Origin of the sequence: Candidatus Enterococcus leclercqii (assembly GCF_009933135.1) — a bacterium.
GTDB lineage: Bacteria > Bacillota > Bacilli > Lactobacillales > Enterococcaceae > Enterococcus_C > Enterococcus_C leclercqii.
In genome coordinates this window covers 95810-121801 of the sequence record NZ_MAEH01000021.1, presented here as the reverse complement: position 1 = coordinate 121801, position 25992 = coordinate 95810, and the positions used below count along the sequence as shown (strand labels likewise).

The 25992-nt window shown below is 44.1% G+C and carries 23 protein-coding genes; 17 read left to right on the top strand and 6 right to left on the bottom strand.

All coding sequences use genetic code 11. The annotated features are described in order from the left end of the window. Positions 1-169: 169 nt before the first annotated feature. Positions 170-1981: a glutamine--fructose-6-phosphate transaminase (isomerizing) gene (glmS, locus tag BAU14_RS13645; RefSeq protein ID WP_161900656.1), complete on the bottom strand. Its 1812-nt coding sequence runs from the start codon at positions 1979-1981 to the stop codon at positions 170-172. Between the two features lie 555 nt (positions 1982-2536). On the opposite strand from glmS, the gene BAU14_RS13640 reads away from it, so the two are divergent. The 14 genes from BAU14_RS13640 (at position 2537) to yihA (ending at position 16400) form a co-directional block, all read left to right on the top strand. Beyond that, positions 2537-2827 carry a hypothetical protein gene (locus tag BAU14_RS13640; RefSeq protein WP_161900655.1) on the top strand — a complete coding sequence of 97 codons (291 nt, stop codon included), beginning with the start codon at positions 2537-2539 and terminating at the stop codon, positions 2825-2827. Positions 2828-2863: 36 nt separating this feature from the next. Next, positions 2864-3901, top strand: a complete 1038-nt coding sequence (gene sppA / locus BAU14_RS13635; RefSeq protein ID WP_161900654.1) for a signal peptide peptidase SppA — start codon at positions 2864-2866, stop codon at positions 3899-3901. Between the two features lies 1 nt (position 3902). After that, on the top strand, positions 3903-4646 hold the full coding sequence (locus BAU14_RS13630; protein WP_237580476.1) for an RDD family protein: 744 nt from the start codon (positions 3903-3905) through the stop codon (positions 4644-4646). A 144-nt stretch (positions 4647-4790) separates the two neighbouring features. Then, entirely contained in the window at positions 4791-5744 is a 954-nt protein-coding gene (locus tag BAU14_RS13625) for a tetratricopeptide repeat protein (protein ID WP_161900653.1), read from the top strand. A 205-nt stretch (positions 5745-5949) separates the two neighbouring features. Continuing rightward, positions 5950-7233 carry a trigger factor gene (tig, locus tag BAU14_RS13620; RefSeq protein WP_161900652.1) on the top strand — a complete coding sequence of 428 codons (1284 nt, stop codon included), beginning with the start codon at positions 5950-5952 and terminating at the stop codon, positions 7231-7233. A 105-nt stretch (positions 7234-7338) separates the two neighbouring features. Next, on the top strand, positions 7339-8064 hold the full coding sequence (locus tag BAU14_RS13615; protein ID WP_161900651.1) for an alpha/beta hydrolase: 726 nt from the start codon (positions 7339-7341) through the stop codon (positions 8062-8064). Positions 8065-8270: 206 nt separating this feature from the next. After that, entirely contained in the window at positions 8271-8744 is a 474-nt protein-coding gene (gene rimP, locus BAU14_RS13610; RefSeq protein WP_161900650.1) for a ribosome maturation factor RimP, read from the top strand. A 17-nt stretch (positions 8745-8761) separates the two neighbouring features. Beyond that, positions 8762-10078 carry a transcription termination factor NusA gene (nusA, locus tag BAU14_RS13605; protein WP_161900649.1) on the top strand — a complete coding sequence of 439 codons (1317 nt, stop codon included), beginning with the start codon at positions 8762-8764 and terminating at the stop codon, positions 10076-10078. Positions 10079-10090: 12 nt separating this feature from the next. Next, positions 10091-10387 (top strand): RNase P modulator RnpM, encoded by a 297-nt coding sequence (rnpM, locus tag BAU14_RS13600; protein ID WP_161900648.1) that lies wholly within the window; start codon positions 10091-10093, stop codon positions 10385-10387. Then, positions 10380-10682 (top strand): YlxQ-related RNA-binding protein, encoded by a 303-nt coding sequence (locus BAU14_RS13595; protein ID WP_161900647.1) that lies wholly within the window; start codon positions 10380-10382, stop codon positions 10680-10682. Before rnpM ends, BAU14_RS13595 begins: the two co-directional genes overlap by 8 nt. 109 nt (positions 10683-10791) lie before the next feature. Next, entirely contained in the window at positions 10792-13641 is a 2850-nt protein-coding gene (gene infB / locus BAU14_RS13590; protein ID WP_161900646.1) for a translation initiation factor IF-2, read from the top strand. A 133-nt stretch (positions 13642-13774) separates the two neighbouring features. Beyond that, the gene (rbfA, locus tag BAU14_RS13585; RefSeq protein WP_161900645.1) at positions 13775-14122 is read left to right on the top strand and encodes a 30S ribosome-binding factor RbfA; all 348 of its coding nucleotides are present in this window, start codon (positions 13775-13777) and stop codon (positions 14120-14122) included. A 349-nt stretch (positions 14123-14471) separates the two neighbouring features. After that, positions 14472-15719: an ATP-dependent Clp protease ATP-binding subunit ClpX gene (gene clpX / locus BAU14_RS13580; RefSeq protein ID WP_161900644.1), complete on the top strand. Its 1248-nt coding sequence runs from the start codon at positions 14472-14474 to the stop codon at positions 15717-15719. A gap of 93 nt (positions 15720-15812) precedes the next feature. Continuing rightward, positions 15813-16400 carry a ribosome biogenesis GTP-binding protein YihA/YsxC gene (gene yihA, locus BAU14_RS13575; protein WP_161900643.1) on the top strand — a complete coding sequence of 196 codons (588 nt, stop codon included), beginning with the start codon at positions 15813-15815 and terminating at the stop codon, positions 16398-16400. A 43-nt stretch (positions 16401-16443) separates the two neighbouring features. On the opposite strand, the gene BAU14_RS14300 is transcribed toward yihA, so the two are convergent. After that, complete coding sequence (locus BAU14_RS14300) at positions 16444-16611, bottom strand: SPJ_0845 family protein (RefSeq protein WP_202622238.1); 168 nt, start codon at positions 16609-16611, stop codon at positions 16444-16446. A gap of 206 nt (positions 16612-16817) precedes the next feature. Here BAU14_RS14300 and BAU14_RS13570 point away from each other — a divergent pair, with 206 nt between their 5' ends. Continuing rightward, complete coding sequence (locus BAU14_RS13570; protein ID WP_161900642.1) at positions 16818-18161, top strand: hypothetical protein; 1344 nt, start codon at positions 16818-16820, stop codon at positions 18159-18161. Next, positions 18158-18376, top strand: coding sequence for a hypothetical protein (locus tag BAU14_RS13565; protein WP_161900641.1), 219 nt, complete (start codon positions 18158-18160; stop codon positions 18374-18376). The genes BAU14_RS13570 and BAU14_RS13565 overlap by 4 nt, the downstream gene beginning before the upstream one ends. A 116-nt stretch (positions 18377-18492) precedes the next feature. Here the strand turns inward: BAU14_RS13565 and BAU14_RS13560 are convergent, their stop codons facing one another. From BAU14_RS13560 to BAU14_RS13550, 3 genes are all read right to left on the bottom strand, one after another. Next, on the bottom strand, positions 18493-20424 hold the full coding sequence (locus BAU14_RS13560; RefSeq protein ID WP_161900640.1) for a PTS fructose transporter subunit IIABC: 1932 nt from the start codon (positions 20422-20424) through the stop codon (positions 18493-18495). Between the two features lie 102 nt (positions 20425-20526). Next, positions 20527-21444, bottom strand: a complete 918-nt coding sequence (pfkB, locus tag BAU14_RS13555; RefSeq protein ID WP_161900639.1) for a 1-phosphofructokinase — start codon at positions 21442-21444, stop codon at positions 20527-20529. Next, positions 21441-22196 carry a DeoR/GlpR family DNA-binding transcription regulator gene (locus BAU14_RS13550; RefSeq protein ID WP_161900638.1) on the bottom strand — a complete coding sequence of 252 codons (756 nt, stop codon included), beginning with the start codon at positions 22194-22196 and terminating at the stop codon, positions 21441-21443. The genes pfkB and BAU14_RS13550 overlap by 4 nt, the downstream gene beginning before the upstream one ends. Positions 22197-22406: 210 nt before the next feature. Between BAU14_RS13550 and BAU14_RS13545 the strand changes: the two genes are divergently transcribed. Next, entirely contained in the window at positions 22407-23933 is a 1527-nt protein-coding gene (locus tag BAU14_RS13545; protein ID WP_161900637.1) for an alpha-amylase, read from the top strand. A gap of 375 nt (positions 23934-24308) precedes the next feature. Here BAU14_RS13545 and BAU14_RS13540 read toward each other — a convergent pair whose 3' ends face one another. After that, positions 24309-25844 (bottom strand): ClC family H(+)/Cl(-) exchange transporter, encoded by a 1536-nt coding sequence (locus BAU14_RS13540; RefSeq protein WP_161900636.1) that lies wholly within the window; start codon positions 25842-25844, stop codon positions 24309-24311. Between the last annotated feature and the right edge of the window lie 148 nt (positions 25845-25992).

The window sequence follows — 25992 nt, the reverse complement described above, 5'->3', positions numbered from 1 at the left end:
TTCTTTTTTTGTGATCGAAAATTTCAAAGGCCGACTAACCTTGATTTTGTTGAGTAGGCTCTTGTGCTGTGCCGATTACTTTTCCTGTAAGCTAGTGTCTTCTTCAAATAGGAAGACACACAGCTTGTCACCGAGTCTTTTTTACTCTTCGCTTCTGAGGTATTGCTGACTACTCCACTGTGACAGATTTTGCCAAGTTCCGCGGTTTGTCTACATCGTAACCCCGTTGCAGTGTGGCGAAATAGGCCAGCAGCTGAGTGGGGATTACGGCCACTAAACTGGTGAGGTAAGGATGAACTTGTGGGAGTAAGATCTGATCACCGACTTTAGCTAATTCCTCTGATGCAATCACCAGTGTTTGAGCACCACGACTTTCGACTTCTTTCAAGTTGCCTCTGGTATGAGGGGCAGTAATCTCTTCGGTGACGATACCAATTACCGGCGTGCCTTCTTCAATCAGTGCAATCGTGCCGTGTTTCAGCTCACCAGCAGCAAAGCCTTCTGCTTGAATATAGGAAATTTCTTTTAGCTTCAAGGCGGCTTCCATTGATACATAATAGTCGCTGCTGCGGCCGATATAAAAGGCGTTGCTCGTGATGCCCAGATAGTCTTCTGTCAGTTGGCTCAAAGCAGCTTTTTCGGAAATGACGCTTTCCATGGCAGTTGCAACAATAGATAGTTCACGATAGACATCAAAAACATTGCCGGCCCCAATGTTTTTGCATTGAGCCACTGCTTTTGCCAGAATTGCCAGCACTGCAATTTGGGCAGTATAGGCTTTTGTAGAAGCTACGGCGATTTCTGGCCCGGCATGCAGCAGCAAAGTATAATCGGCTTCCCGGGATAAAGTAGAGCCAGCCACATTGGTAATAGTAAGTGCGGGCCAGCCCAATTGATTGGTTCGTACTAAGACTTGTCGACTATCAGCTGTTTCACCGCTTTGACTCAAATAGATGAAAAATGGTTTTTTTGATAGCAGCGGCATATTGTAACCAAATTCACTGGAGAGGTGAATTTCTACAGGAATCTGGGTCAATTCTTCAAACATTTTTTTTGCTGCCCAGCCGGCATTGTTGGAAGTCCCGCAAGCCACGATGTAAATGCGATCGCTTTGGCCGAGGGTGTCTAGCAGCTGCGGATCAATGGCAATTGAGCCATCTGGATTGCGGTATTTTTGTATTAGTCGTCGCATAACGGTGGGTTGTTCATCAATTTCTTTAAGCATGTAATAAGGATAGGTCCCTTTTTCAAGATCCGTTAAATCCAACTGCGCTTCATAGGACTCTCGATAGACCAAATTGCCTTTTTGGTCTTCAATCTGTATCTGATCGGCTGTCACAATCACCAATTCACCATCTTCAATCTCAACGAAATGACTTGTTTGATCGAGCATCGCTAAAGCATCACTGCAGATGACGTTGAAACCCTCACCCAACCCAATTAACAGCGGGCTTTTATTTTTCGCTACATAAATAGTTGCGGGGTTTTCTTTGTCCACCAATGCAAAGGCATAGGAACCCTGAATCAGTTGCAAGGCTTTTTTGAAAGCTGTCAGTGTATCGCTGCCTTCCAAATTCATCAAGGCTTCTACCAAATGGACAACGATTTCTGTATCCGTTTGTCCTTGAAATTGATCTGTTGCCAAATAAGTCTGCTGCAATTCGTCAAAGTTTTCAATGACGCCGTTATGAACCAAAATTAGACGGCCGCTTTGTGAAGTATGGGGATGGGCATTGGCCTCACTAGGCTTGCCGTGAGTCGCCCAGCGTGTATGGCCGATACCAATCGTTCCCGTTATTTCAGGAGTGATCTTGCCGGCTAAGTTTTTAATCCGTCCTTGTGATTTGATCAGGTGAGCAGTAGTATCATCGGCTACAAACAAACCTGCTGAGTCATAACCCCGGTATTCCAACCGTTCCAATCCTGAAAGAATTACTTTCTCTGCTTCTTTTTTTCCTACGATTCCTACGATTCCGCACATAAAAATTGTCCTACTTTCTTCGACTTTAGATTTTATGTGTTTTTATCTGCTAGGCGAAGGTTTTGTTTCGAGTCTTTACAGATCCGTTTTGTCTTCGCCTCAAGAGTGCAGTCCCCGGAGCCATCCGCCGAAATTTCGATAAGCTCACATCCTCGTCACCTGTACAGACAGGTCTGGCGCTATTCCTAATGGTCTATCTCTACTCCTTTTATTTTTTTATAAAAACACAGGAGTATTTTACAGTTTTTAAAGAGTGCTTGTCAATGAATTTTAAGTTTTTTTCTAAATGGTATACTTGGTTTCTGGAATCGTAACGGAGGCAACAACTATTAAAGGAATGGTATAAAAGCTGAAAAAACCTGAGGTGAAAAGAATGAAAGCGGATTATTTTCCGGTTTTTGAAGTAGGGGGATTCGTAAATAGAGGCCATCTGTTTTTCACGAAAAGAAGGGGAGAAAAAGAACTTTTTGGCAAAAACATTCCCACGAAAAAGGTTTTGAGTTATCATCCTATATAGAACCACTTATACATAACCTATAGAATACGGGGGATACTATGGAAAACGAAGTCAAAGTCATGCGCTTCAAGGAATTAAAAGAAGTCGTAGCATCATTAGAAAACGACCCAGCCGTAACTGATGACACAAAGGTCTTTTTAAATACAGGGTGGGACAGCATTCAAGAAATCGAGCCGGGGGCAATCAGCACTGAAAAGGCAAAAATTTTCTGGGTTGAGGACCCGCTGACTAAAGAGCGTTTCCCAGGTTATAGTCTTGAAGAAAATACCGGGAAGTTAGCGGCAACTGGCGACGCGGAAACTGTGATTGTAATCAAAAATCTCTATTGATTAACAGAGCGTAAGAGGCGATAGGAGGAAAAGTGAATGAACAGAAGAAGATGGGTCGCAATAGCTATTGCTGCCGGGTTGTTTATATTTTCAGGGATGACACAAGGCGTGGTGGCTCAGAAATCCAGCGAAGAAGAAACAGAGACTACTATAAAAGGATTAAACCAATGGCTATATGGGTCCAATCAATTGGAAAAGACTGTCTTACAAGATGGAAAGGAAAATCAGCAGATCTTAAAAGTGAGTGTTGAGGGCACGATTGCCGATACTGGCAGTGGTGGGCTGTTTTCTACAGAAACCTATGACCACCAATTTTTGCTTGAAGAATTGCGCGCGGCTCAAGAAGACGAAACCATCAAAGGCATTTTACTTGAAGTCAACTCACCTGGTGGCGGAGTCTATGAAAGCGCAGAAATTGCCAAAGAGATTGCCAAATTAAAAGAACTACAGATTCCAATCTACGTCAGCATGAAACAGATGGCTGCTAGTGGCGGTTACTACATTTCCGCGGCAGCTGACAAAATTTTTGCTACGGATGAAACAGTGACAGGTTCAATTGGTGTCATCATGTCGGGAACCAACTATGCCGGACTTTTTGAAAAATTGGGTATTGAAGACACCACCGTCAAAAGCGGTGCATTGAAAGATATCGGTTCTTCCAGCCGTAAGCCTACTGCAGAGGACACTGAGGTTTTACAAGCTTATGTAGACAGTGCGTTCAACCGGTTTGTCAATGTAGTGGTCAATGGCCGCGGGATGACCGAGGCTCAAGTCAGAAAATTGGCTGATGGCCGCATTTATGATGGAGCGCAGGCTAAAGAAAATGGGTTGATTGACGAAATTGGCTTCCCAGAAGATGCTTTGGCCGCACTGCAAAAAGACCAGCAGCTACAAGATGCGCAAGTAGTGGAATATGATGTGAATACTACGGGCTTTGCTTCTTCTTGGTTGGGACTGAAACTAGCAGAAGCCCAAGGTCTGAAACAATCCGATACCAACCGGGTACTGCAATTGGTGGAATCATTGGGCACACCGTCTTCACCAAAACCGCTGTATTATTACGGAGGTGAATAAGATGGTTGACGAAAAGAACAAGGAGTTGTCAGAAATAACCAATGGCCCAACAAGCAATGAGCAAGAGGCTGAGAATCATTTCAATTACGAAAAAGATAAGGAAAACATAGCAGCCCCAGAAGAAGCGAGTGCTTCATCAAAAATGGCAGCAGCCTCCAGCAACGGACCGAAAGTCTTTTATAACTCGCAGCAGGCGCGAGTAGAGAAAAAGTTGCAGCCCGCAGAATTAGCACAGTTACAAAAAGAATGGCAGCATTATGAGGTGCCGGAAGAACAAGTTTCAAATCAGTTGCCGGATTATTTCTTTGCCGGTTTTTGGATGCGGCTGTTTGCCTTCACGCTGGATCTATTGTGTATTGCTGCAATCAAAAATAGCTCATTAGGCTTGGTGTATCGTTTGTTGGGTTTGGAGTGGCAGGGCGGTTTCTTAGGTGTGTACAGTTTGGTTGGCATTGCCATCTATCTGGCGTACTTTGCTTTGCTGACCAAGTACAATCACGGACAGACGATTGGGAAAATGGTGTTTGGCTTGAGAGTCGTCTCACTTTCAGGAGAAGAGCTGACTTGGTATCAAGTGTTGGTCCGGGAAATCTGTTGCCGCTTTATCCTGATGAAATTTCCGTTGAATCTAGGGTATCTCCCCGCCGCCTTCACTGCTAAAAAGCAGCACGTAGGAGATTATTTTGCCGAAACCAGTGTGGTTACCGTAAATATCATCAAAGCCTTCAATAAAGAGCTCGCTTGAGTAATTGAAACAACGCAAAGCAGTAGCAAAACCTGGTATTGGCAAGCTTTTTTTAGAACTTGTTCCATTCATTTAACAAATAGCAGGCAATGAAAAGCAAGAAAAGAACGTCAAAATTAGTACAAAGTGAGAGGTGACCAGCTAGTGGGAGAAACGGTTTTATTTCCAGAAGGATGGCAGCGAAAGCTTAAACTTGGCCAGCAGGCACTAGCAAAGCAAAACTATCAACAAGCTGTAGCCTATCTACAAGATGCCTATCAGGAGCACCCTGATTTTTCAATTCATCAGCAATTGTTGTTGGCGTTGGAAAAAACGGGAGACTATCGGCAGGCATTGGCTTTAGTGGCAGACTACCAAGAAGACTACTTGCGTGATCCGCTGGGGTTTACTCAAGTGTTTCGCTTGTATTTGTTGGATCAGCACTATTTGACTGCTAAAAAGTATCTAACACAAGGTGTAAATAATGGCTGGGTGAATACAAAAGCACAGAAAATCCACGAAGAGGAACTGGCGCTTTTGGAGAAACAGCAACTCTTTTATGATCCGGAGCTTCCGATTGTCAAAAAAGCCGAGTTGCTGCAAATCGATAAAAGTGGGTTACCGGTCTCACAAAAGAACTGGGAGGAATGGTCGCAAGGGATTACCATTGAAAGTTTCATTTCAATCACAGAAGCACTGCTCGAAAAAATCAGCAATCCTTTTTTGCGGCCACGTCTGGTAGAAGAGTTGCTAAAACTAGGGGTGACTGACACACTAAACATCTGTGACCTGCAAGGTGAAATCAGGAGTTGTTCGCTGTCACAACTCGTGCTTCCGGAAAACGATCCTGTGTTATTGCAGATGCTTCATTATCTAGAAGCAGAACACGGTCATGAAGATCCGGCCTTGCTGCAAGGTGTCATGAGCGAAGTGCAAGCACATTTTGCCCTGAGTTTTCCTTTTTCACCGCAAAGTGCGGCTCCTGATCTTTGGGCTGAGAGCTATTGGCTGGAATACCAAGTGGCTATTGGGGAACAAGACGACGCTGTGCTGGTGCCTTTTTCAGCAATTCAAGAAATCAAAGCAAGCTACCGCAAGCTTTTGACAGCACTCTACTAAAATGGACCTGAACTCGCATCTGTACTGGACCTGAAGGGAATTTCACGGCTGTTTTTTCAAGAACAGCTTTTTATGGAGGGAAAACGGCATTTTTTAAAACCGATTTCTTGCCAAATTGTTTACATTTATCAAGGCTTAGTGTACTATCATTAAGTATGTATTAAGCCAATCATATGAAAATTTCTGTTTATTCGGAGGGAAAACAATGACTGCAAAATGGGAAAAAACAGGCACCAATGATGGTGTGTTGACTTTTTCGATTCCGCAAGAAGAAGTACAAAAAGGTTTGACACAAGCCTTCAATAAAGTAAAAGGTAATTTGAATGTACCGGGTTTCCGTAAAGGGAAAGTATCCCGTCAAGTATTTAACCGGATGTACGGCGAAGAAGCACTGTATGAAGATGCGTTGAATGCCGTTTTACCGGAAGCTTACGAAAAAGCGGTAGAAGAAGCAGGAATTGATCCAGTTTCTCAACCTAAAATTGACGTTGACAGCATGGAAAAAGATGCGGCTTGGGTAATTAAAGCGGAAGTCACTGTAAAACCTGAAGTTAAATTGGGTCAATACAAAGAGCTTGAAGTTTCCAAACAAGACCGTGAAGTAACAGATGAAGATGTTGCGACTCGTCTGCAACGAGAACAAGAAGCACAAGCTGAACTGGTTATCAAAGAAGATGCAGCTGCTGAAATCGGCGACACTGTTGTTATCGACTTCGAAGGCTTTGTTGATGGCACGGCTTTTGAAGGCGGCAAAGGCGAAAACTATTCTTTGGAATTGGGCTCGGGCCAATTTATTCCAGGGTTTGAAGAACAATTGGTTGGTAAGAAAGCTGGCGAAGATGCAGAAGTAACTGTTACCTTCCCTGAAGACTACCAAGCAGAAGATTTAGCTGGGAAAGAAGCAATTTTTAACGTGACTATGCACGAAGTCAAAGGCAAAGAGCTTCCTGAATTGGATGATGAATTTGCAAAAGACGTCGATGATTCCGTTGAAACATTGGATGAATTGAAAGAAAAATATCGTAAAGAACTGACTGAAGCGAAAGAAAAAGGCGCTGAAGATGCTCGTGACGAAGAAGCAATCAAAAAAGCGGTTGAAAATGCTGAAGTTGTTGAATTGCCTCATGTGATGGTTCATGACGAAGTTCACCGTTCAATGGATGAATTCTTGAACAATATGCAACGTCAAGGAATCTCTCCTGAACTTTACTACCAATTGACAGGTTCGACTGAAGAAGATCTGCACAAACAATTTGAAGGCGAAGCTGGAACTCGTGTGAAAACGAATCTGGTAATCGAAGCAATTGCTGCTGCTGAAGGTATCGAAGCAACTGAAGAAGATATCGCCAGCGAAATCAAAGAATTGGCAGAAGCTTACAACATGCCAGAAGAACAGATTAAACGCGTGTTGACTGAAGATATGCTGAAACATGACATTAAAATGAAGAAAGCTGTTGAACTGGTAACCGGGACAGCAGTTGAAAAATAAGTTTTGCGAAACCGCCGACGCTTGCTGTCGGCAGTTTTTTTGACTTATCAGTTGGCGAAAGCATGAGATTGTCGGTATACTGGGGATGAAAGCAGGTGTCGGAAAATGAAGAAACGGACCAAAGTAATCAGCGGTGTGCTGGCAGGTGTAGGAGCGCTTGCTGTGGGAGGAGCCTTTTTATTGCAGCGAAACATCAAAGAACCTTCTGAAAAGGCCCAACAAGCAAAACGCGAGGCTTTGAAACAAAATGAGGGCTGGTATTTTCCAAGCTTAAGTGATGAACTGCCTTTGGTCATTTTTTATCCAGGGGCTCTAATTGATGTGGCGGCTTACAGCATTTGGGCAGCAGAACTAGCTGATGACGGGTACCCGGTCTTTTTAGTGACGATGCCTTTTGAACTGGCGATGTTGGCTCCGCAGCGGGCAGAGCAAGTCTTGGCTCGTTTTCCCCAAAGAGAGTACGTGATTGGCGGCCACTCACTGGGGGGCTATACTGCATCGAAATTTGCTGTTGAGCGTCTGGAAGAAAAGGATTCGCAGCTGAAAGGAATCTTTTATTTGGCCAGCTATACCGAGGAGGCTCCGATTTTAAAAGACAGCGAACTCGCTTCTCTGGTAGTAACCGGTTCACAAGACGAAGACATCAAGGAAAAGAATGTATTGGCTAAAAAGGCTGCCTATCCGAAAAACAGTCAATTTGTCTCCATTAACGGAGGGGACCATCTGGGCTTTGCCAGTGTAGCCGGTCATCAAGAAAAAGGATTATCAGAAAGCCAGCAACAAAAACAAGTTGCGGAAACTTTAAAGAAGTGGCTGTCGACGCTTCGATAAACGAGCAGATTTTATAAAGAAAAAGTAAATCAGAACTGCTTAAATCCGCGAAATAACAAGAAAAACGGTGGGAATGGTTGAGCTTTCAGAAAAAATGTGCTATAGTTTACAACGGTAATGATACTTTGTGGAGTGAGGGATTTTTTCCCTCACTCTTTTTAATGAAAAGCGTCGTTTACGAAATATGCAAAAGGAGGCGAAGTCAATTGAGCAGCGTGATCGAAACGGTGACCGGATTGGTAACACCGATTTTGGAGGAAAAGCATTTTGAATTGGTGGATATCGAATTTTTGAAAGAAGGCAAAAGTTGGTTTTTACGAGTGTTTATTGATAAAGAAGGCGGTATCGATATCGAAGAGTGCGCCTATGTCAGTGAACGCTTGAGCGAAGAATTGGATGCCTGTGACCCGGATCCCATACCCCAAGCGTACTTCTTGGAGGTGTCGTCTCCCGGAGCTGAACGGCCTTTGAAAAAAGAAAGTGATTACGAGCGGGCACAAGGAGAGTATATCCATGTCTCTTTGTATCAACCCGTGGACGGAGAAAAGCACTACGAAGGAACTTTGGCATCTTTTACTCCGGAAGAATTGACATTGAAGGTGAAGATCAAAACGAGAGTCAAAGAAGTGACAATTGATCGCAAAAATATCGCCAAGGCTCGTTTAGCCATTCAGTTTTAAGACGGAGGAATCAGACAATGAGTAAAGAAATGTTGAACGCATTGGACGCTTTGGAAGCGGAAAAAGGCGTGTCAAAAGAGATCGTCATTGAAGCGCTGGAAGCCGCGTTGGTTTCTGCCTACAAGCGTCATTACGGTCAAGCCCAAAACGTTGAAGTGGAATTCAACCAGAAAAAAGGCGATATCCATGTATATTCAGTCAAAGAAGTAACCGAAGAAGTGATGGATTCACAATTGGAAGTTTCTTTGAAAGAGGCATTGAAAATCAATCCGGCCTATGAGATTGGTGACAAAATTCGTTTTGAAGTAACACCGAAAGATTTTGGCCGAATCGCTGCCCAAACAGCTAAACAAGTGATCTTGCAACGGGTACGTGAAGCGGAACGAAATATCATTTATGAAGAATTTTCTCAATATGAAAAAGACATCATGCAAGGGATTGTGGAACGTCAAGATAACCGCTATATCTATGTAAACTTAGGCAAGATTGAAGCGGTTCTCTCTAAACAAGACCAGATGCCGAATGAATTTTATCAACCGCACGATCGGATCAAAGTGTATGTTTCCCGCGTGGACAATACCTCAAAAGGCCCACAGGTTTTCGTGAGCCGTAGCCATCCGGATCTTTTGCGCCGTCTTTTTGAACAAGAAGTTCCAGAAGTTTATGATGGTATCGTTGAAATCGTCAGTATCGCGCGTGAAGCCGGTGATCGCTCCAAGGTTGCCGTACGTTCCAATGACCCAAATGTGGATCCAGTAGGTACGTGTGTTGGTCCCAAAGGCTCTCGGGTCCAAGCAATCGTCAATGAATTGAAAGGCGAAAACATGGATATTGTGGAGTGGGATGAGGATCCAGCGATTTTTATTGCCAACTCTCTCAATCCAGCTGAAGCGGTAGATGTCATCTTTGACTTGGAAAATCCTAAAGCCTGCACTGTAGTGGTGCCAGATTATCAATTGTCTTTGGCTATCGGTAAACGGGGCCAAAATGCGCGCTTGGCAGCCAAATTGACTGGTTTCAAGATTGATATCAAGTCTGAATCCGATATGGAAGATTTCTATGCGAAGCTGGAAGAAGGCGACTACATTGATGCTGGTGAAGAATTTGAATCACTAGAAGAAGCGCTTCAAGAAGATGTTCAAGACGAAGCAATCGTTGCTTCTGATTTGACTAGCGACGAATACGAAGCAATCGCTTTTGAAGATGGAAAAACCGTAGCAGACGCCACAGAAGAAGTAACCGCAGATCTAGCAGCCGAAGAAGAAGCCGTCGCTGAATCAGAAGCCGCTGAACTGGATGCGGAAGTTGCCGCAGACGAAGATGAGGAAGTCTAAGAGGTGACCGCGATGAAAAAACGCAAAGTACCTTTAAGAAAATCCGTCGTATCCGGCGAAATGCTCCCCAAAAAGGAGCTCATTCGGATTACTCGTTCCAAAGAAGGCGCCGTTGCCATTGATCCTACCGGTAAATTGCCTGGAAGAGGAGCCTATGTTGCAATTGAGCCTGATGAGGTTCAGAAGGCGTGGGATAAACGAATTTTAGACCGCGTGCTGGAAACAGAGCTGACAGATGCTTTTTATCAAGAGCTGTTGGATTATGTCAGCCATCAAAAAGCACGGCGGGAGTTGTTTGGAAATGAATGAAGAGAGATTGTTGAATATGCTTGGGCTGGCAATGCGGGCCGGTAAGCTGGTGACTGGTGAAGAAGCGGTAGTGAAAGAAATCCGTTCTCAAAGCACCAACCTGGTCTTTGTTGCCCAAGATGCAGGGAAGAATACCCATAAAAAAATTCAAGACAAAAGCAACTATTATGAGGTCGCCTTTTTTGACGGGCTCACCCAAGCTGCTATCAGTCATGCGATTGGTCGTCCGCGGACAGCGGTCGCAGTGATGGACCAGGGGTTTGCCAAGAAGATGAAGGAATTGATCCAAGGTTAGTTAGGCTGCAACAGTCAGCTGTGCACACATCTCAATTCTAATGAGTCGAGGTGCTGTACAACATGCTGGTAATCTGCCGTTGCGGCACATTTACGAGGAAGGTGATTGCATGGGGAAAAAACGAATTTATGAACTTGCAAAAGAAATCGATCGATCCAGTAAGGAACTTGTGGATAAAGCACAAGCACTGGGCTTTGATGTGAAAAATCATATGGGAGCTATTTCCGATAACGAAGAAAAACAGCTGCGACAAGCAGTGTCAGGAGGAAACACTTCCAAACCCGCACCAAAAGCACCAGCTAACGATCCCAAACCTGCAACCCAACAACCTGCTAACCAAACAAACGATGCTCAGGAAAAACCAGAGCATAAAAAATTCGTAACTCAACGGAATAATCCAAAATTCCAGAATCGTAACAAAGATACGCGCAGCCAAGGTGGCCAAAACCAAGGCAATCGCCAAGGCGGCCAAGGTAACCAAAACCGTCAAGGTGGTTATCAAAGCAATCAGAACAATCAAAATCGCCAAGGTGGTCAGAACCAAAACCGTGGTGGCAATCAACAAAACCGCAGCGGTCAAAACCAAGGCAACCAAAGCCGTCAAGGTGGCCAAAGTACTCAAGGTAATCAAAACCGTCAAGGAGGCTACCAAGGCAACGCAAATAATCAAAACCGTCAAAGCGGCCCAAACCGCAACCAACGACGGGATCGTAACGATCGCAATGACCGTCGTGATCAACAGCCTCGCACCCAAACCGCGCAACAGGCACAGCGTCCACAAGGGGCTGCTAAAATGAGTGCGCTGGAACGGGCAAAAAATCGGGCCGCTGAAATCGAGAATGAAGCACAACAACAGCGCCAACGTCAGCAACGTCGCAGCGAACAACCAAAAACTGCTGATAATAAGCCAAAACAGCAAGAGCGGCGTACGCAAAATAGCCAAGCACCTGTTAAAAAGGCCCCCGCTATTCCAGCAGTTCCAAAAGAAGTGTTGCAACAGCAGACGGAACAACCTAAACAAACAGATGCAAAACCGAAAAAAGAATTCCGTGATAAGAAAGACAAATTTGAATCACGGGAACGCAGCTTCGGTGGTGGCAACAATTATAATAATAACCGCCGAAACAAGAAAAAAGGTAAAAAAGGGAAACAGCAAGTTGCACAAAAACCTGCTGTGCCACCGCGTAAGTTCCGTGAGTTGCCAGAAGTATTGGAATATACAGAAGGCATGAACGTTGCTGAAATCGCTAAAAAAATCTATCGTGAACCTGCTGAAATCATCAAGAAACTTTTCTTGATGGGTGTGATGGTCAACCAAAACCAACCATTGGATAAAGATACAATCGAATTGTTGGCAACAGACTATGGCATCGAAGCACAAGAAAAAGTGCAGGTTGATATTGCTGATATCGATAAATTCTTTGAGCCTGAAGAAGTCAACGAAGAAAACCTGGTTCCACGTCCACCGGTAGTAACTATCATGGGGCACGTCGACCACGGGAAAACGACTTTGTTGGATACGTTGCGTCACAGTCGTGTAACGAGTGGTGAAGCTGGCGGGATCACACAGCATATCGGTGCCTATCAAATTGATATCGATGGAAAACCAATCACCTTCTTGGATACACCAGGGCACGCGGCCTTTACTAGTATGCGGGCGCGAGGAGCTTCTATTACGGATATCACTATCTTGGTAGTTGCCGCCGATGATGGTGTGATGCCACAAACCATCGAAGCAATCAACCACGCCAAAGCAGCTGGTGTGCCAATCATCGTTGCAGTCAACAAGATTGATAAACCAGGGGCAAATCCTGATCATGTTATGCAAGAGCTTAGTGAATATGAGTTGATCCCAGAAGCTTGGGGCGGCGACACGATCTTCGTACAAATTTCCGCGAAATTCGGTCAAAATATCGAAGAATTGCTGGAAATGATCTTGCTGGTAGCAGAAGTAGAAGATTTGAAGGCAGATCCAACTGCACGGGCAATCGGTACAGTAATTGAAGCCCGATTGGATAAAGGAAAAGGACCAGTGGCAACCTTACTGGTTCAAAATGGTACGTTGAAAGTCGGCGATCCAATCGTTGTCGGAAATACCTTTGGTCGTGTCCGGGTAATGACAAATGATATCGGACGTCGGGACAAAACAGCCGGTCCTGCAACTCCAGTAGAAATTACCGGTTTGAACGATGTGCCGCAAGCCGGCGATCACTTTGTTGTCTTTGAAGATGAGAAGACAGCACGGGCAGCCGGTGAAGAACGGGCAAAACGGGCAATGGTGGAACAACGAGCATCTTCTAGCCGCGTGACTTTGGACAACTTGTTCGAGTCATTGAAAGAAGGCGAGCTCAAAGAAGTTAATGTCATCATCAAAGCAGACGTTCAAGGTTCTGCCGAAGCATTGGGAGCATCCTTGAAGAAAATCGACGTGGAGGGTGTTCGTGTCAATATCGTCCATTCTGCAGTCGGTGCGATTAACGAAAGCGATGTGACGTTGGCGGCAGCTTCAAATGCCATCATCATCGGCTTTAACGTACGGCCTACACCACAAGCTAAACAACAGGCTGAAGGTGAACAGGTTGACATTCGCTTGCACCGCATCATCTATAAAGCGATTGAAGAAATCGAAACAGCGATGAAAGGGATGCTGGATCCTGAGTTTGAAGAAAAAATCACTGGTCAAATGGTGGTACGTGAAACTTACAAAGTATCCAAAGTCGGAACTATCGCCGGTTGTTTCGTTACAGATGGCTTCATTCGTCGCGACAGCGGTGTCCGTGTGATCCGTGACGGTATCGTAATCTATGAAGGTCAATTGGCCAGCTTGAAACGCTTCAAAGACGATGTGAAAGAAGTTCGTCAAGGTTTCGAATGTGGTGCAATGATCGAGAAATTCAATGATTTGAAAGCAGATGACGTAATCGAAGCTTACATCATGGAAGAAATCAAACAAGATTAAACTTGATAAGCTTGATTTGAGGACAGAAAATCAAGTAGGTCTGGCGTCCAAATGTGACGCCAGTACCTATTCCTTGAATAGCTGCCTTGCGTTGTTTGATAGAATTTGTAAATTAAGAGTGGAGGCATGACCTATGGCGAATTACCGTGATCGTCGTGTTGCCCACGAAATTTTACGGGAAGTCAACGACATTTTGCGTAAACGTGTCCGGGATCCTCGGGTCCAAGACGTGACCATCACAGATGTGCGGGTCACAGGTGACCTGCAGCAGGCCACGATTTACTATAGCATTCTGTCGGATTTGGCATCTGAACGGGAAAAGGCTCAAAAAGGTTTGGAAAAAGCCAGTGGTCTGATCCGCAGAGAATTGGGTCAGCGGTTAAGTTTGTATAAAACCCCTGAACTGTTCTTTGAAGTCGATGCATCCGTACAATACGGCAACAAGATCGACCAAATGCTTCGAGACCTGAACAAAGAGTAACGAAGCAAAAATTTCGGCTTACTAAAGGACAGTCCTAATTAAGCCTTGAAAAAAGTCCCGATAAGAGGGGCTTTTTTCATTGCCAAAAAACTATGGCGTAAAAAAATTCCGTTTGCGGGCCAGTTGTTGAAAGTAGAAGAAATCTGCTGAAAGATTGCCAGCTTATCAAGCAAAAAAAGATTAAATAACTCTTATCTGAAGAGGGCCGCTGTCTTAAAGTCTTTTGCTTTTGACCGTTGTGTGATATGATTTATTAAGACTGTTTTGAATCAATCTATTCCACTCGTGGCGGAGCCTGGAAGAAATACAACGAACTTTCTAAATGAAGTTCGTCCAAGGAGTGAAAACCATGTACGATAATCCTAACAGCAATGACACAGTGCGTTGTTCATTCTGTGGCAAGACCCAAGAAGAAGTGCGAAAAATCGTGGCTGGTCCGGGTGTCTATATTTGTAACGAGTGTATCGATCTGTGTAAAGAGATCATTGATGAACAGCTTTATGAAGATGCTGTTCGTGAGTTTATGGAAGTCCCGAAACCGCAAGAAATCCTGGCTATTTTGAATGAGTATGTCATCGGTCAGGAACGGGCCAAAAAAGCGTTGGCAGTGGCCGTTTATAATCATTACAAGCGAGTTAATGCCGAAACCACTTCCACAGATGATGTGGAACTACAAAAAAGTAATATCTGCTTGATTGGACCAACTGGTTCTGGTAAGACCTTTTTGGCGCAGACATTGGCTCGCTCACTGAATGTTCCGTTTGCGATTGCCGATGCGACCAGCTTGACAGAAGCCGGTTATGTGGGAGAAGACGTAGAAAATATTCTGTTGAAACTCTTGCAAGCTGCAGACTACAATGTAGAACGGGCCGAAAAAGGAATCATCTACATCGATGAAATCGACAAAATCGCCCGTAAGAGTGAAAATGTGTCTATTACTCGTGATGTTTCCGGCGAAGGGGTGCAGCAAGCACTTTTGAAGATCCTGGAAGGAACAGAAGCCAGCGTTCCTCCTCAAGGTGGGCGCAAGCATCCTCATCAGGAAATGATTCAAATCGATACAACCAATATCCTTTTCATCGTAGGCGGAGCTTTTGACGGTATCGAAACCATCGTTAAAAATCGCATGGGTGAAAAAACTATCGGCTTCGGTACCGACAACAAGAAATTTGCTGAAGGCGAAAGCATCATGAAGCATATCATTCCAGAGGATTTATTGAAATTTGGTTTGATTCCGGAATTCATTGGTCGACTGCCGGTGATGGCAGCGTTGGATAAATTGACCAACGAGGATTTGGTCCGAATTTTGACAGAACCTAAAAATGCGCTTGTGAAGCAGTACAAAAAGCTGTTGGAGCTCGATGAGACTGCCTTGGAATTTGAACCGGAAGCTTTGAAGGCAATCGCCGATAAAGCAATCGAACGTAATACTGGTGCCCGCGGACTGCGGTCCATCATTGAAGATATCATGATGGATGTTATGTTTGATGTACCTTCTGATGAAACTATCGCGAAAGTCGTAATCACCAAAGAAGCGGTAACAGAAGGGGCACAACCAAAAATCGTCTTTGCCGAAGAAGAAAAAAAAGCCGGCTGATTCGCCGACAATGATTTGACGGGATACAAGTCGCTGGATTTGTATCCCTTCTTTTCGTTAGCAGTGACAGTCTTAAGAAAGGATACCCTTACCATGAAAGTTCACAATGCCGAAATCGTGATCAGTGCCGTTTCTCCGGCGCAATATCCAGCAGGAGACTTGCCGGAGATTGCTTTAGCAGGTCGATCAAATGTTGGCAAATCTTCCTTTATCAATACGCTGATTGATCGTAAAAATCTAGCTCGTACATCCTCCAAGCCTGGTAAGACGCAGACCTTGAATTTTTACCTAATCGAAAACAGCCTCCATTTTGTTGACGTTCCGGGATATGGCTACGCGAAGGTTTCCAAAACTGAGCGGGCGAAATGGGGCCAGATGATTGAGACCTATTTGACCAATCGGGAACAATTGAAAGCCGTGGTGTCACTAGTAGACCTGCGCCATGCTCCCTCCCAAGAAGATATCCAGATGTATCAGTTTTTAAAATACTATGAGCTGCCGGTGATTTTGGTAGCTACTAAGGGAGATAAGATCCCCAGAGGAAAATGGAACAAACACGAATCTGTGATTAAAAAAGCGTTGGAATTCGACCCTGCGGACACGTTTATCATCTTTTCTTCTGTGACAAAAGAAGGCAAAGACAAGGCCTGGCAGGCTATCGAAGCAGCAATTAAAAAATAAAAATGTTAATTCTCTTTTTCAAAAACAAAAAACTGACCCGCAATCATGACGGGTCAGTTTTTTTTGTTTCTTCTGTTTTTGATTCCGGTTCTAAGAAACGTTTGAGTGCAGCTTCTTTCTCTTTGTTTTTATCTGCCTTTTGCTCAGGCAGCATAGCAAACTCTTCAAATTTTCGGTCCAAAGAATCGTCTCGCTGAAATTTCAATCCCATTGCCTTCACCTCCGCCAACCAAGTTTATCACGACAGTGACCAACCATACAATATCTCAATCCAGGAATCCAAGAGATAATGCTTTTTTAATGATTTCGAAAAAAATAGCTGCTTACAATTTACGTTTTTTTGGAGCAGCTATGCTTTGCTTTTGATAATATATTGGTTATAATAAGGTTATAGAAAAATTAGAATAGGGTGAGGGTATGAAAAAGGAGGAAAAGCTGCTTTTAAGCATCCAGTATCGTTTGTTGGAAGAACAGGCGATTCGAAAACATATTCAGGACTGGCTGGTTTTTGTACGCATCTTGTTTGAACCAAAGAAGATGTGTATCGATGAGACAAAACAGGAGCTCTTTTCGTTAACTCGTTGTCTCAAGCTCTTGAAATCAGCCGGCGACAAAGAAGATCTTACCCTTCATGTATCCGATGATGAGAATGAAGCGAGTTTTCGTCTGGTAGCCGGCAATCTTCTGGAGCGCCATCTGTTGACTAAAGGATTATTCAAAAGGAATCAAAAATTGATTTTGGATTATACCGAGGTTCAGATGAAAACAAAAGGGTTGTTCGGCTATTTACGGTCTTATGACGAGTACTTGCATCATAACGTCGATACACCTGATAAGCGATTACGTTTTCAAACAGCGGAAGAGATTAGTTGTTTACCTAAGATTATACGACCTCATGGAGACCTGGTGATCGATTGCAATCAATTTCCTGGTTACGACATCTTCTACAAAGGCTATTGCCTAACCTCCTGTTGGCGCATGTATTTCAGCCGTTACTATCACAAAGTTATTCCACTGGCTGTCATCGAGGACGTCCAACAGGTGGAGCAGGTGCGTCGTATCGCGCCAGATGTTATTTTAGTAGAGCTGTATCGTGACCCGTTTCATTGGGATCGAGAGTGTAATTTGCACTATCAGCGCATGTTTCGAGATCAGCTGGGAGTCGATCAGCTGGCTTGGGATAATGGGATTGGAATATTGAGAGAGCCCTTCATTGAATACGCTTACTCCGATAATATGATTCAGACGGTACAATATCAAAATGATCGACTGCAGCCGACTGAGAAAAAAGCAGCTACCCATTTTGTGACCAGAACGTTTGATTTGGTGCGAGATCAACAGCAAGTGAAGCGCGTGCGGGGAACATTGAATGCACAGGCTTATTTCCCTTGGGTGGATGAACAGCGAATGAAGATGATGAACTATCTCGTTTTAAATCCTGGCTATGCATTGGATGACGGACTACAAGCCTACATGTTTTACATTAGGAACTATCTAGAGATCGAAATCGACCCCAAAGATGGTCGTTACCACGAATACCTGGTGGTTTTGAATATTTATCTGCCAGATGAACACGCACAGGCGATTCCTTATCAACAATTAAAACAAGAAATGGCAGATATCAAGTTTTCTCGCCTGAAAAAGCGCAGAGGTGAGCGTTACTTTGACTTAAAAAAAGGTAAAAATCACTTGCGGGTTAATTTTTTACAAGCTTCATCAATGCCACAATTGGAAAATATAATGGGGGGATCAGGAGGATGAAAGAAGACAAAGTGTTCAAAAAAATTATGTTGCCAACAGCTGGGTTACTCATAGTGCTCTGTGTTTTACCTGATTTTTATTGGAAGGTACCGGTTTGTCTATTCTTTCTTCTAACTGGTGTGCTGATGAGTGTCTTTCTCAGCTGGTATGAACCAAAAGCAGCCGAAGTACGAGTGAAAGCACAAGAAAAGCAGCAGCAAAGAAGCCGTCATTGATGGATAAAATACGAGAAGATAGAGTCCGGTGTCGCAAAAGATACCGGCTTTTTTTGGCTATACAAAAAAATAGTCAAAAAATCCGAAGAGGAAAATCCCCTTCGGATCAAACTGTGTTATTTGGCATCTGCCAGTGGTTTTTTCAATAGACCGAAAATCACGCCAGAAATTAATGCGCCGGCAGCAATTAATAAGAGATAGACGATGGGACGGCTCAAGAGTGGCACAACGAAGATTCCGCCATGAGGAGCCATCAAGCGAATACCTAGGCCGCCAACAAAACCACCGGTGATAGCAGAACCAATCATGAAGCTTGGAATTGCCCGCAATGGATCAGAAGCAGCAAATGGAATCGCACCTTCTGTTACAAAGGACAGTCCCATGATGATGTTGGTTAAACCAGCGTCTTGTTGTTCTTTGGTGAATTTGTTCTTGAACAAGCGAGTAGCTACGAAGATGGCCAATGGAGGGACCATCCCACCGGCCATTACTGAGGCCATGACGATAGATCCGCCTTCAGCGACAGTGTTGGCAATGGTCGCAGTACCGAAAACATAAGCCGCTTTATTGATTGGGCCACCAAGGTCAGTTGCCATCATTCCAGCCAACAGGGCACCCAAAAGAGCAGCGTTTGTTCCTCCCAAGCTGTTTAAGAAGTCGTTTAGTCCGCTATTGATGGCGCTCATCGGTATATTGATTAAAAGCATCAAGAAGCCCGTGATCAAGAGACCAAAGAAAGGATAGAAGAGGATTGCTTTGATACCTTCCAATGATTTTGGCAACCCGCTGAGGATCTTACGCAAGAAGACAATCACGTATCCTCCCAGGAAACCACCGATTAAAGCGCCGAGGAAACCGGCACCGCCGCTATTTGCTAAGGCACCCGCAGCAAAACCGACTACCAAGCCGGGACGATCGGAGATACTGGAAGCAATGAACCCAGCTAAGACTGGCAACATAAAACCAAATGCCGCTTGACCGATATCATTGAACCATTTGGCTTGTTCATTGAAAGAACCTAACTTGCTCAGTGCATCATGAGGGACCCCCATAAAGTTATCAATCATAAAGGAAATAGCAATCATGATCCCACCGGCAATAACAAATGGCAACATGTGGGAGACGCCGTTCATGAGATCTTTGTAGATCCGTTGACCAATTGTTCCGTCTGCGGCGCTTTCACCAGAGTCACCTGCTGCAGAGCCGTCACCGCGAAAGACCGGCGCTTTACCGCTCAAGGCTTCGTTAATGAGTTCTTCTGGTTTTCTGATGCCGTCTGATACGGGACGATTAACCAATGGCTTGCCGTCGAATCGATTCATTTCAACTTTTTTATCGGCAGCCACGATAATCCCATCTGCTCTGGCGATATCTTCAGCTGTCAGCCGGTTTTTGATTCCTTCTGAGCCATTGGTTTCGACTTTGATATCGACACCCATTTCTTTGGCTTGTTTTTTCAACGCATCTTCTGCCATATACGTGTGGGCAATCCCGGTGGGACAAGCTGTGACAGCCACGATATAACGACGATTGAAGTCCTTTAACTCGTTTTCAGCTGTTTCTTGTGCTTCGGCTTTTTCTTCTGCTTCTTTTTGAGCTTCAGCTTCTGTGAATAATTGCTGGACTTGATCTGGTGTTTGGGCACCTTTTAGTTTTTCTACAAAGTCATGATTGATCAGTAGACGACTCAAGGCAGCCAATGCTTGTAAATGAGTATCGTTGGCACCCTCAGGAGCGGCAATCATGAAAAACAGATAGGTGGGTTGACCATCTAGTGACTGATAATCAACTCCTTTTTGACTTTTGGCAAAAAGGACAGTTGCTTCTTTGACGGCTGCATTTTTGGCATGGGGCATAGCAATTCCATCACCGAGGCCGGTAGAGGTTTGTGCTTCTCGAGCTAAAATGCCATCCTTGTAAGTCTTGATATCGCTGATACGGCCGACATCATACATTTTTTGAACCATTTCATCGATGACGCCTTGTTTGTCAGTGGCTTGCAGGTCCATAATCATGGCATCTTTTAACATTAAATCTTTGATGTTCATGTAGCAGTTCCTCCTTTTGATCATAGGCAGCGGAGTTATCTTTCAAACCACCGCATTGTAGTAACACAGAATAATAATTTCTTTTCTCTGAACAGCTCAGAGTTATTCACTGATTTTAGTCACGATGACTTCATCCAAAAGGGAATCAATCATCTCTCGGGTAGCCAAATCGTCAGAAAAAGCAGTGCCGCTACCACAGGCAACCCCCATTTTAAAGGCAGTCAACGGATCAGAACTCTTTTCGTATGCGCCGATAAATCCAGCAATCATGGAATCGCCGGCACCAACTGAATTTTTCAGTGGCCGCTTTAATACATTGGATTGATACACACCGGCATCGGTGAAGAGGAGCGCTCCGTCGCCGGCCATGGAAATGATGACGTGGCGAGCGCCATCCGCCAATAAACGCTTGCCGTAAGGAATAATGTCAGCAATACTGTTGAAGGATGTGTCATACAAGTCGGCAAGTTCGTGATTATTTGGTTTGACTAAGAGGGGTTCTGATGACAAAGCATCTGCCAAATCTTGTCCGGTGGTATCGATGACAAAATCGGCATCTTTTTCTTTAACGATTGCAATCAGTTCCTGGTAAAAGCCTTTGCGTAAGCTGCTGGGGGCGCTGCCAGATAAAATGACGATATCGCCTTTTTGAACGTTGCTGAGTTGTTGTTTTAACAGCTGAATCTCTTGATTGGTGATTTCCGGGCCACCACCGTTAATCTCTGTCTCTGTGGCAGATTTCAACTTGATATTGATTCGCGTGTCGTCGCCAATTTCCGTGAAGTCACAATCAAGTCCTTCTTTTTGCAAAGCTTCCTTGATAAAGGTACCGGTAAATCCACCGAGAAAGCCCAGGACAGTAGAAGAGGCGTCTAAGCGCTTCAAGATGCGGGAGACATTGATTCCTTTGCCGCCGGGGAATTTGAAATCCTTTGTCATCCGGTTGACCGTTCCCGGTTGAAAGTCAGTGACGTGGACGATATAGTCGATGGATGGATTTAAAGTAACTGTGTAGATCATTTTTTTACCTCCGTTATACTGGTTTGTTCATGGTAGGCATTTTTGTTAGGTAGCGCCAAACGGTCAGTAACAATCACAACATCTTTAAGTGAAGCAAATTTTGTGAAGGTAATCTGCTCGAATTTGGAGGAGTCAGCCAGCAAAATCGCAAGTTCTGACTGCTGACAAGCTGCCTTTTTCAATAATGCTTCTTCTGGATCGGGAGTGGTGAGACCTGCGTTTAGTTCGACTCCGTTGGTACCGATAAATGCTTTAGTGAAACGAAAGGGTGCCAACTGTTGGATCGCGGTATAGCCGAAAGTCGCTTGTGTCGATAACTTAATGCTGCCTCCCAAAATAATGGTTTCAATATTGCGATCAATCAGGCGGGCGGCATGCTGGACGGAGTTGGTCACGACTTTGATGTGTAAATTTTGAGGCAGATAGTTGATAACCTCTAACGTCGTGCTACCGGCATCCAAATAGATGACATCATCCTTGTGAATCAGTGCAGCAGCATAGGCGGCAATTGCGCGTTTTTCCGCGGTGTGTTCAGTCGCTTTTTGCTGCATGTCCGGTTCCAACATGAAGCGTTGAATTTTTTTGGCACCACCGTGGATTCGTTCCAATAAATGCTGGTCCTCCAGGTCTTGGAGATCCCGTCGAATTGTGGACTCAGACGCATCCAGCTTTTGGGTGAGCTCTTGCAATTTGACGATATTTTTTTCTTGGATTAGTTGGAGTATTTTTTGCTGACGTTCTTCTGTAAGCATTTACAATCCTCCCTTCGCTAGTATAATATCATGTCATTCATTCAAATGCAATCAAAATCATTCAAAATCGTTCAAGAAGGATCGTTTTTTGTCATTGAAAACGCTATATCTATAGGCTGTGTGAAAGGAAAACGGCTTTTGTTTGACAGGTTGTTAGCGTCTTTGGCTTAATGGAATATAAGGAAATAGTTTTACAAAGGAGGATATGCTATGAAAAACGAAACAATTTTGCAGGCTTTTCAATGGGAATTACCAGCAGATCATCAACATTGGCAATTGTTGACTAAAAAGGCAGAAGAATTTAATAGATTGGGGATCACTTCTCTCTGGTTGCCGCCAGCTTCGAAAGGATCAGCTGGCGCGGAAGATGTTGGTTATGGTACCTACGATTTATACGATTTGGGAGAGTTCGATCAAAAAGGCTCAGTCCCTACCAAATATGGTACTAAAGATGACTATTTGAAAATGATTGATGCGCTTCAACAATCTGGAATTAAAGTCTACGCAGACATTGTCTTTAATCATTTTTTGGGAGCTGATGAAACAGAGGAAGTATCAGCAGTTAAATATAATTGGGACGATCGGAACCAACAAATCGGTGGTGAAGAACTGATTGAAGCTTGGACGAGATTTACTTTTCCCGGTCGCAAAGGCGTTTATAACGACTATGTCTGGACTTGGAAGAATTTTTCCGGTGTTGATTATGACGCCCGAACGAAAGATCACGCGGTGTTTAATCTGGGGGATAAAGGTTGGGTAGAAGCCAATGAAGTAGACAATGAAAATGGTAATTTTGATTACTTGATGGGCTGCAACTTGGATATGGAATATGAGGAAACGAATCTACAGCTGGATAACTGGGGCAAATGGTTTATGGAGACCACAGGAATTGATGGATTTCGTTTAGATGCAGTCAAACACATTCAGTTTGATTATTTTGTTGACTGGTTATTACGTCGTCGAGAAGAAAAAAATGGTGAACTATTTGTGGTTGGAGAGTACTGGGCAGATGAAGTGGATAAGTTGGAAAATTACTTGGACCTTTCTGGAAATTTAATCAACCTTTTTGATGTACCTCTGCATTTCAATTTTTATCGAGCGGCCAGCAGCATGGGGGCCTTTGATATGCGGCAGATTTTTGACCAGACCTTGTTACAATCTCGCCCTGATTATGCCGTGACTTTTGTAGACAATCATGACACACAAAAAGGGCAGAGCTTAGAGTCTTGGGTAGAAGGCTGGTTTAAGACGCATGCCTATGCTCTCATCCTTCTGCGAAAAGCGGGTACGCCAACGGTCTTTTGGGGTGATCTCTATGGAATTCCATCACAAGATATAGATCCTGTAGGTAGAGAGCTGCTGGTCTTACTTTTACTGCGGAAAAACTTAGCTTATGGCAATGAAGTCGACTATTTCAACGATGCGGATCAAATCGGGTGGGTACGAACTGGAGATTTCGATCACGAAGATTCTGGCTATGCTGTGGTAATGACCAATGCTGCTGGAGGAGAGTTAGAAATGACAATAAGTGCAGTTCATGCCGGTAACACCTTCGTAGATGCATTGGGAAACAATGATGCCAAAATTATTTTGGATGAAAATGGCCGTGGTGTTTTCCCAGTCAATGATGGTCAAATTTCTGTATATGTCAACGAAGCAATTGTCTCACGCATACAAGATGTTGATGAGCTGCTCCAAATACCTTCATATGACGTGACAGAAAATGAAAATCAGTGAGGCATTGGACTGAGTACATTGAGGAATCGGTTTAGTGGCGTTTTCAAATAAGGATTGAGTGACTGTTCATCTCTGCGGGCGGGCTGAAGTACTAGGCTGAGTAACAGGAAGTCATTTGCCATAAACGTAGTCTCTTAGCAATTAGTTGCCGACAATTGGTGAGCTTTAGTCAGTCGAAGGAAGCGGCTATTCTTTGAAAGAGAATTAAATGACGCTGACCTGGCTTGACAAAATCAAAACTATTCAGGCTTGAAATGGATATCACAGAAAAGAGAGACCACTTCTATTCTTTTGGAAGTAGTCTCTCTTTTCTAGTGGGCTTTTGCGAAGGGTGGACAAGGAGTTACTACAATCTCATTATTTGAAGGATGACGACTATTTTAACGCAGGTCTGTCCAAAGCTGTGATTTCTTGATAGACATTTCGAGCATGGCGAGTATCCGTCAAAATCCTTAGCAGATCACCTACTTGGATAATTGTATCTCCATGGACCAATACTTCTTGTTCCCCCCTTTGGATTGAGATCAATAGCATATCTTTAGGCCAGCGGAAGTCCCTCACTTGCGTTCCATCGAGGACACTTTCGGCATGAACTGCATATTCTAAAACAACTTTTTCGCCTTTAATATCAGAAGGTTTTGTTTCAACCAAGCGTTCCAGCAGAGTCTCGTAAATGGGGCTACCCCCTAGTAAATCGACGACGATATAAGCAATCAGGGCTACCAAACCTAATGGCATCAAGTGATTTAACGAACCCACCATCTCGGTGACCAAAATGATTGCTGTTAAGGGAGCTTTACCGATAGCAGCAAAGTAGCCGGCCATGGCGATGATCACAAAGTTTTTGGCGAAAATAGGATCCATCCCCAAATACATGACTGCAAATTGACCGAAAAAGGCACCGATAATGCCACCTAATGTCAAAATCGGTAAAAAGATACCCCCTGGAAGAGCTGCGCCGTAAGAGACCATCGAAAAAACAAAGCGCAAAAGAAAGAGGAACAATAAAACAGTCAAGGACGGCAAGTGCAGGCCAAATCCTAGGACAATCTGATTGCCGCCGCCTAGGGTTTCTCTCCAGAAATAGCCAATTGGAATTACTAGGAGAAAAGGGACAAGCCCGTGGAGATAATCAGGAAGGGGCAGTTTTTGATACCACTGATTCAAGCGTAAAAGAACAATTTGATAAAATCGGCCTAAAAGACCCAAAACGATTCCCAATAAGAGCAAAAGCCAATAATTTTTTAACGGTAGTGAAGAAATCTGACCCATGTGGAGCACAGGCTGTAGGCCAAAGATGGTCATTGAAACGAAATTAGCAACAATAGCAGAAGTAAAAGAGGTCAGCCAAACTAATGGAGAAAAGTTGTGGTGGACTTCCTCCACGATAAATAATAAAGCAGCCACAGGGGCGTTGAAAGCCGCTGCCAAGCCGGCACTGGCGCCACTGGACAACAAAATCTTAGTTTCCGAACGATCTGCCCCGGTGAATTCAGCAAATCCTTGTCCGACACTGGCGCCCAATTGAATCGACGGCCCCTCGCGACCAAGAAAAAGCCCCATGCCGACTCCCAAAACCCCGCCAACAAATTTTTTCCATAAAACTGAAAACCAATTGACCGTCAAGGCATCTTGCAACTGCCCTTCAACTTGGGGAATACCGCTACCTTTGATAGTTGGATCAGATTTTGCTAATCGGCCTACCACAACTGCGCAAAGGATACTAATCAAAATCCAAGGCAACAAAAGCAGCGGTTTTTGATGAAAATAGCCATAGAGATGAAACACCGCCGCTCCCAATTCTTCGATGGCTAAACGAAACATACTGACTACGATACCGGCAATGATACCGACTGCGGTACCTTTCATTAAATAGGTGATACGTGTTTTATCGACACGAGTGACTTCCATGGAAAACATCCTTTTTATAAGCTTTTCTATTAATGTAGTCCGTTTCTTTTCAGTTGACAAGTGGGAGTGGGAATTTCAAAAAGATTTTCAGTCAATTTTTTATTAACTTTTAGGGGCTAGCCGTTTTATCAATAAGGGGGTAATGCTA

What these genes read in the sequence shown, in the direction of transcription:
- glmS (WP_161900656.1), bottom strand. Translation starts at nt 1,981, where the DNA reads ATGTGCGGAATCGTAGGAATCGTAGGAAAAAAAGAAGCAGAGAAAGTA.
- BAU14_RS13640 (WP_161900655.1), top strand. Translation starts at nt 2,537, where the DNA reads ATGGAAAACGAAGTCAAAGTCATGCGCTTCAAGGAATTAAAAGAAGTC.
- sppA (WP_161900654.1), top strand. Translation starts at nt 2,864, where the DNA reads ATGAACAGAAGAAGATGGGTCGCAATAGCTATTGCTGCCGGGTTGTTT.
- BAU14_RS13630 (WP_237580476.1), top strand. Translation starts at nt 3,903, where the DNA reads ATGGTTGACGAAAAGAACAAGGAGTTGTCAGAAATAACCAATGGCCCA.
- tig (WP_161900652.1), top strand. Translation starts at nt 5,950, where the DNA reads ATGACTGCAAAATGGGAAAAAACAGGCACCAATGATGGTGTGTTGACT.
- BAU14_RS13615 (WP_161900651.1), top strand. Translation starts at nt 7,339, where the DNA reads ATGAAGAAACGGACCAAAGTAATCAGCGGTGTGCTGGCAGGTGTAGGA.
- nusA (WP_161900649.1), top strand. Translation starts at nt 8,762, where the DNA reads ATGAGTAAAGAAATGTTGAACGCATTGGACGCTTTGGAAGCGGAAAAA.
- rnpM (WP_161900648.1), top strand. Translation starts at nt 10,091, where the DNA reads ATGAAAAAACGCAAAGTACCTTTAAGAAAATCCGTCGTATCCGGCGAA.
- BAU14_RS13595 (WP_161900647.1), top strand. Translation starts at nt 10,380, where the DNA reads ATGAATGAAGAGAGATTGTTGAATATGCTTGGGCTGGCAATGCGGGCC.
- infB (WP_161900646.1), top strand. Translation starts at nt 10,792, where the DNA reads ATGGGGAAAAAACGAATTTATGAACTTGCAAAAGAAATCGATCGATCC.
- rbfA (WP_161900645.1), top strand. Translation starts at nt 13,775, where the DNA reads ATGGCGAATTACCGTGATCGTCGTGTTGCCCACGAAATTTTACGGGAA.
- clpX (WP_161900644.1), top strand. Translation starts at nt 14,472, where the DNA reads ATGTACGATAATCCTAACAGCAATGACACAGTGCGTTGTTCATTCTGT.
- yihA (WP_161900643.1), top strand. Translation starts at nt 15,813, where the DNA reads ATGAAAGTTCACAATGCCGAAATCGTGATCAGTGCCGTTTCTCCGGCG.
- BAU14_RS14300 (WP_202622238.1), bottom strand. Translation starts at nt 16,611, where the DNA reads ATGGGATTGAAATTTCAGCGAGACGATTCTTTGGACCGAAAATTTGAA.
- BAU14_RS13570 (WP_161900642.1), top strand. Translation starts at nt 16,818, where the DNA reads ATGAAAAAGGAGGAAAAGCTGCTTTTAAGCATCCAGTATCGTTTGTTG.
- BAU14_RS13565 (WP_161900641.1), top strand. Translation starts at nt 18,158, where the DNA reads ATGAAAGAAGACAAAGTGTTCAAAAAAATTATGTTGCCAACAGCTGGG.
- BAU14_RS13560 (WP_161900640.1), bottom strand. Translation starts at nt 20,424, where the DNA reads ATGAACATCAAAGATTTAATGTTAAAAGATGCCATGATTATGGACCTG.
- pfkB (WP_161900639.1), bottom strand. Translation starts at nt 21,444, where the DNA reads ATGATCTACACAGTTACTTTAAATCCATCCATCGACTATATCGTCCAC.
- BAU14_RS13550 (WP_161900638.1), bottom strand. Translation starts at nt 22,196, where the DNA reads ATGCTTACAGAAGAACGTCAGCAAAAAATACTCCAACTAATCCAAGAA.
- BAU14_RS13545 (WP_161900637.1), top strand. Translation starts at nt 22,407, where the DNA reads ATGAAAAACGAAACAATTTTGCAGGCTTTTCAATGGGAATTACCAGCA.
- BAU14_RS13540 (WP_161900636.1), bottom strand. Translation starts at nt 25,844, where the DNA reads ATGGAAGTCACTCGTGTCGATAAAACACGTATCACCTATTTAATGAAA.